Annotated in this window: 5 protein-coding genes; 2 read left to right on the top strand and 3 right to left on the bottom strand. The window is 58.7% G+C overall.

Annotation, left to right across the window (positions count from 1 at the left end; all coding sequences use genetic code 11):
- Positions 1–195 precede the first annotated feature (195 nt).
- Together PMI32_RS07400 and PMI32_RS07395 are read left to right on the top strand one after the other, a co-directional pair.
- A complete protein-coding gene (locus PMI32_RS07400; RefSeq protein WP_008032527.1) occupies positions 196–1,818 on the top strand; it encodes an MFS transporter in 1,623 nt (540 codons plus the stop codon).
- Positions 1,819–1,970: 152 nt separating this feature from the next.
- Positions 1,971–2,759, top strand: coding sequence for an alpha/beta hydrolase (locus tag PMI32_RS07395; protein WP_008032529.1), 789 nt, complete (start codon positions 1,971–1,973; stop codon positions 2,757–2,759).
- Positions 2,760–2,768: 9 nt separating this feature from the next.
- Here PMI32_RS07395 and PMI32_RS07390 read toward each other — a convergent pair whose 3' ends face one another.
- The 3 genes from PMI32_RS07390 to PMI32_RS07380 form a co-directional block, all read right to left on the bottom strand.
- Positions 2,769–3,098 carry a hypothetical protein gene (locus tag PMI32_RS07390; protein ID WP_008032532.1) on the bottom strand — a complete coding sequence of 110 codons (330 nt, stop codon included), beginning with the start codon at positions 3,096–3,098 and terminating at the stop codon, positions 2,769–2,771.
- A gap of 201 nt (positions 3,099–3,299) precedes the next feature.
- On the bottom strand, positions 3,300–4,340 hold the full coding sequence (locus PMI32_RS07385) for a GGDEF domain-containing protein (RefSeq protein ID WP_238541036.1): 1,041 nt from the start codon (positions 4,338–4,340) through the stop codon (positions 3,300–3,302).
- 255 nt (positions 4,341–4,595) lie between these two features.
- Positions 4,596–5,564, bottom strand: a complete 969-nt coding sequence (locus PMI32_RS07380; protein WP_008032535.1) for a nitrilase-related carbon-nitrogen hydrolase — start codon at positions 5,562–5,564, stop codon at positions 4,596–4,598.
- Positions 5,565–5,713 lie beyond the last annotated feature (149 nt).

Raw genomic sequence — 5,713 nt, forward strand, 5'->3', positions numbered from 1 at the left:
TGGCTCCTACAAGGGTTGTAGGTAGGGCACAAGAAATATGAACGACAAAGATCAACTGTAGGAGCCGGCTTGCCGGCGATAGCGGCGGATCAATCAACATCGATGTCACCCGATGCACGGACAGTAGCGGCACCCGCCCACAAGGCTGGTGCCGACAGTGGAACAACAAAAACAATCACTGTGAGGGATACCGATATGTCAGAACACGTTCAATCTCTGGAAATCACGCGCAGCACCGATGCCAGCCGTGACACCCGCAAAGTCATCTTCGCTTCGTCACTGGGAACAGTGTTCGAGTGGTACGACTTTTTCCTCTACGGCGCCCTCGCGGCGGTGATCAGCAAACAGTTTTTCGCCGGGGTCAACGACACCACCGCGTTCATTTTTGCACTGATGGCGTTCGCTGCCGGCTTTATCGTGCGGCCCTTCGGTGCACTGGTGTTCGGGCGGCTGGGAGACATGATCGGGCGCAAATACACCTTCCTCGCCACCATCGTCCTCATGGGGGTCGCGACGTTTTGCGTCGGGTTGCTGCCGACTTACGCGAGCATCGGCATCGCCGCGCCAATCATCCTCGTGGTCCTGCGCATGCTTCAGGGCCTGGCCCTGGGCGGTGAGTACGGCGGCGCTGCGACCTATGTCGCCGAACACGCGCCCATCGGCAAACGCGGATTCCACACCAGCTGGATTCAGTCCACCGCGACCCTCGGCCTGCTGCTGTCGTTGCTCGTGGTGCTGGGTTGCCGCTACTTCACCGGTGACCAGTTTGAAGTCTGGGGCTGGCGGATTCCGTTTCTGTTTTCCATCGTGCTGCTGGGCATCTCGACCTGGATTCGCCTGAGCCTGCACGAATCGCCTGCGTTCGTGAAAATGAAAGAGGAAGGCAAACTCTGCAAATCGCCACTGCGTGACTCCTTCGGCAAATGGGAAAACCTCAAGGTCGTGCTGATCGCGTTGTTCAGCATCAACGCCGGGCAAGCGGTGACGTTTTATGCGGCGCAGTTCTACGTGCTGTTCTTCCTCACCCAGTTCCTGAAAATGGACCCGGCCCTGGCCAACAGCCTGCTGATCGTCAGCGTGATCATCGGCGCGCCGTTCTTCATTTTCTTCGGTTGGCTGTCGGACAAGGTCGGGCGCAAACCGGTGCTGATGATCGGCCTGTTGCTGGCCACCGCGCTGTACTTCCCGATCTTCAAGACCCTGGCTCATTACGCCAACCCGGCGATCGACCAGGCCAGCCGTCAGGCACCGATTACCGTACTGGCCGACCCGGCGACCTGCACCTTCCAGTTTGATCCGGTGGGCAAGGCGAAATTTGACAGCCCGTGCGACAAGGTCAAAACCTTCCTGGTGAAACAGGGCCTGCCCTACAGCAGCGAAGCGGCCCCGGCCGGCAGCGGCGTACAGGTCAGCGTTGGTGACGTGAGGCTTGAAGGCTTTGACGAAGCGGCCCTGCGGGGTGCGGTGACCCTGGCCGGGTATCCGTCAAAAGCCGACGTCCAGTTGATCAACAAACCGATGATCGTGGCGCTGATCGTCGCGCTGATCATCATCTCGGCCATGTGCTACGGGCCGCTGGCGGCGTTGATGGTCGAGCTGTTTCCGACGCGCATTCGCTATACCTCGATGTCCCTGCCGTATCACATCGGCAACGGTTGGTTTGGCGGGTTCTTGCCGACGGTGTCGTTCGCGTTGGTGGTGTACACCGGGGACATTTTCTATGGGCTTTGGTACCCGGTGGTGATTACTGCGGTGAGCCTGGTGGTGGGGATGATCTGTCTGCGTGAGACCAAGAACGTGGATCTGGATACTAACTGAGGGCTGGTTGGTGTTTGGGCGGTTGGGGGCATGTCCGTTGCTGCGGTAATGGATATGCCCCCTCAAAAACCACACCACCAAGGGGCCCGCCGTGATTCAACTACACTCTGAAAGCGATCAAGCCGTCGCGGTCGTCAGGCCCAGAGCAGTCAATGCCACCCACTCACGTTAGCCGAATGTCGCGCACCCTGATGTATCTCGTCGTCATCGTTACCGCGTTGTACCTGGCGCTCTGCGTCGCGCTGTTCGTGTTCCAGCGTGCCCTGATCTACTTCCCGCAACCCGCCGCGCTTGGGGCGCCCGAAACGCTGCTCACGCTATCGGTGGCGGACGCGCAGGTGCAGGTCACCGTCAAACCGCATGACGGGCCAAATGCACTGATCTATTTTGGTGGAAATGCCGAGGACGTTTCGCGCAACCTGCCCGTGTTTTCCCAGGCATTCCCCGACCATGCCCTGTACTTGCTGCACTACCGGGGCTTCGGTGGCAGCACCGGCTCACCTTCCGAAGAGGCGATTTCCCGCGATGCCCTGACTTTGTTCGACAAAGTCTACGACACCCATCCCCACATCGCCGTGGTCGGCCGCAGCCTGGGATCCGGCGTCGCCGCGCGCCTCGCCAGCCAGCGCCCGGCCTCCAGACTGATCCTGATCACGCCCTACAACAGCCTTGAAGAGCTCGCCGTCCGCCAGTACCCGATATTCCCGGTTAAGTGGCTGCTGCAGGACAAGTTCGAATCGTGGAAGTACGCCAGGCACATCTCGATACCGACGCTGTTGCTGACAGCCGGGCAGGATGAAGTCATCCCGCCCTCCAGCACAGAAAAACTCTACGGGCATTTCGCCAAAGGTGTGGCGACCCTGAAGGTTATTCCTGGCGTGGGGCACAATTCGATCTCCGACAGCCCGGAGTATCTGAAGCTGATGGAAGACGGGTTGTAGGTCACTCGGTCATTTGCGCGCCAACTTAAAGCGCACGCAATCTTCGTAGAAACTCTGGCGCAGTGCCGCAGGTTTGATCCGCGACGGGCTGTCGTAGGTTTGCTCGGTAATACCCATGGCTGTCATGCGCATCCACGGTTTGCTGAACTTGTAGGTCTGTAATTTCTGGCGGGCGGCGTACAGCGAAACGCCGGCCAGTTTGAGTTCCTGGGCTCTGGCTGCAGTGCCCGCGCCCCAGCTGCACATATACCGGTCATTGGCTTGAAGGTCTTTGGCCTGGGCGGAGACGGCGATGCCCGCCAGGCCTAACGAAATCAGCTTAATCCATACATTGCGCATTTAAAGCCAGCCCTAACCACCTGAAATTAAAGTGATTCTGTCTGTAACTTTCGGGCTTCGGGGCCAGCAAATTGCCTTATTTCAAAACTTCTCGGTTTTCCCGTGACCCGCTTGAGTCCGATAACGCCGACTAGGATGACGACGATGCACAAACCCCGCAGCAAATAGATCGGGCCGGCGCTTTGAAAGGCGTTTCAGCGCTTAACGATGCACCCGGTTCCGCCCAGCACGCTTGGCCTGGTAGAGCGCGTCATCGGCACGGGTCAGGAGGCTGTCCATATTCTCGCCGGGTTGCGCGAAAGCCACGCCAAAGGACGCCGTGATTGTATCGAGCACCTTGCCATCAACCCGCGCCTTGATCCGCAACGATTGTACTTTCACCCGCAGTTGCTCAGCAAAAACAGCGGCACTCGCCAGGTCGGCGCAGTGTTGCAGAATCACGCAGAACTCTTCACCACCGTAACGCGCCGCCGTGGCGTCGGGTGGCAGCGAACTGCGCAACACCTGCCCGACATGCTGCAGCACTCGGTCGCCCAACGGGTGACCGTACTGATCATTGAATTGCTTGAAGTGGTCGATATCCAGCATGACCAGCGCGACGCCCTGGGACTCACTGCTCAGCGCCTGCTCCAGCAAACGGGTAAACGCGGTACGGTTGAGCAATTCGGTCAGGCCATCGAGCGTGGCCGCCAGTTGTGCACGCTCAAGCTTGCTGCGCAGGCTCTTGATCTCGCTCTGGGCCGAGTGCAGTTGGGAGAGGAACTGTTCCTGCTGACTGTGCATCAGTTGGGTGCTTTGTTGCAGCTCACTCAAAATGCCCGGCAAGCGCTCATTGACGGGCGACTCGAGCATTTCCAGGCAACGTCCCAGACTGCTCTGAAAGTTGAGATTGCCCTCGACGCTGCGCGAAACGTCGCGCTGCATGTCGTCCACCAGATTGATCGCCTGTTGCTGCCCGGCGCGAGCCTCTTCCAGCTCGTCGCGAATGATGTAGTCGCGGAAAAGCCGGGTGGCGGATTCCGGTGGGAAGCAATCGAAGTCTTTGACCACCCGGTCCAGATGACGATTGAGTTCGGGGTCCAGACCTTTGCTGTAGGTGTACCACAGCGCGTAATGCACCGGATTGGGTGGAATGTTGTGACGAACCATCAGCGGAATGGCTTGTTTGAGCAGCGCCGCGGCCTCGCGGGAATCTTCCGGATACAGCGCAAGGGCAGTCGCACGCGTCTCTGATTGGCTCATGACTTCACTGTGGTTGTTAATGATAGGCAAATGCAAAACGTTGCGAGCATAACCATACGCATGACAAACGGCCATCCCCCTGTGTATTGCCGTGCCATTCGGGTTGATTCAGGTCAGTTTTATGGCCGGCATTGGCGCCCCCCCCAGCGGCAATGCCTTGAGCAACGTGTCAGCCTTTGCGACCGAGTCGACGGTCATCAGAAAGATCACCTGGCGGTCAGGGCTTGAGCGTTCCGATGACCATGACTTTCATGATCACACCTCTTCCGCTTGCGCAGTGACGGCCAGCTTCGGCTGCAAGTTGCGCTCATGCACATGGCGATGCGGTGTGCGGTCGATGTTCAGGCTGAGGATTTCCGGACGGCTGTAGTGGCCGCGCCCATCCATCTGACGCTTACGCACTTCGATCTGGAACAAGTCGATGTCGGCAATGACTTCGCCTTCACCTTCGGTCAGTGCGCCGACGACTTCACCTTGCGGATCGATGATCGCTGTGTAGCAACCACCGGAGATCGGACCAATGCCGCAACCGGTGTCAGCCATGATTTGCGCCTGCTGATCCGGGTACAACCAGGCCGTCGAGTTCACCACGAAGCACGCCGATTCCAGCGCGTGCATGCGGATGCTGACTTCCATCTGGCGGGTGAACCGCTCACCGGCGAACGAACCGGGGTACATCGAGGCGTGAATCTGTTCGCCGTCTTCGATCAGGGCGTAACGCGCCAGCGGATTGTAGTGTTCCCAGCAGGCCAGTTGACCAATGCGGCCAACAGCGCTGTCGGTTGCGCGCAGGCCGGAACCATCGCCCATGCCCCAGATCATGCGCTCATGATAGGTCGGTGAAATCTTGCGACGGGCCTGAATCAGGGTGCCGTCCGCATCGAACAGCAATTGCGTGTTGTACAGGGTACTGCCATCGCGCTCGTTGACGCCGATGGACACCACCATATTGGCGTCCTTGGCGGCTTTGCCAATGGCATCGGTGGTCGCGGAAGGCACGACGACAGCCTGATCGAGCAATTTGTAGTGCTCGGAACCCATTTCGAACGGCGCCTGCACAAAGGAAAAGTACGGGTAGTACGGCACGATGGTTTCCGGGAAAACGGCGAACTGCACGCCTTTCTCGCCGAGTTCACGGATCTTGTCGACGACCTTTTCTACAGTACCTTCACGGCTGTAGAGCACAGGTGCGATCTGGACGGCAGCGGCTTTGACGATGGTCATGGCGGTGATCTCAGTGGGGAATGGGCTTCAACGAGATCGAGATTACGACAATAATATTTTGACTTAAATGTCGAATACGCCACCTTTTAAGCCACGCAAGTGACTTACCGACGATGGCGTTTTCGAAATCGCCATCGCCAGCAAGCTGG

The sequence above is a fragment of the Pseudomonas sp. GM60 genome, assembly GCF_000282415.1.
Lineage (GTDB): Bacteria > Pseudomonadota > Gammaproteobacteria > Pseudomonadales > Pseudomonadaceae > Aquipseudomonas > Aquipseudomonas migulae.

Coding starts and splice junctions, on each gene's coding strand:
- PMI32_RS07400 (WP_008032527.1), top strand. CDS start 196: ATGTCAGAACACGTTCAATCTCTGGAAATCACGCGCAGCACCGATGCC.
- PMI32_RS07395 (WP_008032529.1), top strand. CDS start 1,971: ATGCCACCCACTCACGTTAGCCGAATGTCGCGCACCCTGATGTATCTC.
- PMI32_RS07390 (WP_008032532.1), bottom strand. CDS start 3,098: ATGCGCAATGTATGGATTAAGCTGATTTCGTTAGGCCTGGCGGGCATC.
- PMI32_RS07380 (WP_008032535.1), bottom strand. CDS start 5,564: ATGACCATCGTCAAAGCCGCTGCCGTCCAGATCGCACCTGTGCTCTAC.
- PMI32_RS07385 (WP_238541036.1), bottom strand. CDS start 4,340: ATGAGCCAATCAGAGACGCGTGCGACTGCCCTTGCGCTGTATCCGGAA.